The following is a 1406-nucleotide window of genomic DNA, read 5'->3' as shown; positions in this document are numbered from 1 at the left end:
AAATTCGAGTAAGAGGTATTTTTGTTTTTGGTCATCGCCTCTCATGAGTAATTCGGGATTAAGCATTATAGCACCAGTTCTTCTTTTAATAATATTTCCTTCTTCCAATATTTTTAGGGTTCTTGTAACTGTCTGTGTGCTTGTGTTTGTAGCTTTTGCTATCTCTCTTGTAGTTGCTACGATTAAATTATTGCTTAAATGGACATTATCTAGAATATAATTGACGATTTTTAGTTTTTTTCCTCCAATCATATCCAACATTGAAACTAACTGTACGATATAAGCCTTTACAAAGTTCCCAGAGCTTTGTTTTCGGTATAACTTATCTACCTCTATTACTTCTCCAGTTTGTTCGTCTATGAGCCTCTGAGACCCCTTATACACCGTTCCATATCTTTCCTTCATTTTATATCCTCCTTTCTTAGTTCATATTTTATCATTGTAGTGAATTAATCACAACATTTGTCGACAGAATTCACTACAAAACATGTCAAAAATCACTACAAACAAATTCCTTATAAACCTTATCATCTCAACCTATATTAAGATTTTACCTAGTTGAATCTTCTTTTCTATATAAAGCGTCGGAGCATATCAGGGGGTTATCTAACGTAAATGCTACCCTTCGGCTCGCTATCGCTCGGCATTGACGTCAGATACTGCACCCCCTGAACCCCCATGCTCCAACAGCAAAAAGGAAACTTTTTGCTGCTTTTCCGACGCTTATTCGCTTCGCTCATATTTATATAGAAAAGAAGCGAATGCGTTTATGCTTACGTTTATTTTTTGATATATGGCTAGCATTTTGTAGGGGGCTTTGGGGGCTTGCCCCCAACAAGCAGGCGAGCAGTCACGAATGAGCGATAGCGATTGAGTGGCTAGCAAAGCCAATGCTTGCCAAACCTTAATTAAGCATTTATGCCGAGAAAACATTTTGAGAAAGAAAGGCGAATATGATAGCCACTTCAGTGGCGATTGGTGCCGGTTTTAAGTTGGATTAATTCCAACTTAACAACCAATCCAAATCATATGAGTAAAGTTTCTGCTCAAAATGGAAATTGGAATAAAGCGAGATTAAGGTGGGTTGTTATTGCTTTTATTTGTAGCTTTTTCTGCGAGTGTAACGAGTAGATCAAAGCTACAAATATAAAAAAGGACTAGTGTTAGCTAGTCCTTTCGTCTACAACATAGACGAATTTATGCTATACTACTCCTTGAAAGAATAATATTCTGATAAAGCATTTTCTTGCTTTTGGTCGTCCTCTTGCTCAAAGTTCCCAAATTCGAGTAAGAGGTATTTTTGTTTTTGGTCATCGCCTCTCATGAGTAATTCGGGATTAAGCATTATAGCACCAGTTCTTCTTTTAATAATATTTCCTTCTTCCAATATTTTTAGGGTTCTTGTA

General features: G+C 36.6%; 2 protein-coding genes. Both read right to left on the bottom strand.

Translation table 11 applies throughout. The annotated features are described in order from the left end of the window. On the bottom strand, nucleotides 1–405 hold a 405-nt coding region (locus tag G5C51_RS42000), incomplete at its 3' end, for a replication/maintenance protein RepL (protein WP_165246193.1). Nucleotides 406–1207: 802 nt separating this feature from the next. Then, on the bottom strand, nucleotides 1208–1406 hold a 199-nt coding region (locus G5C51_RS41995), incomplete at its 5' end, for a replication/maintenance protein RepL (RefSeq protein ID WP_206314897.1).

The sequence above is a fragment of the Streptomyces coryli genome, assembly GCF_011044975.1.
In the GTDB taxonomy this organism is placed as follows: Bacteria; Actinomycetota; Actinomycetes; order Streptomycetales; family Streptomycetaceae; genus Streptomyces; species Streptomyces coryli.
This window is presented reverse-complemented; position numbering and strand designations above follow the sequence as displayed.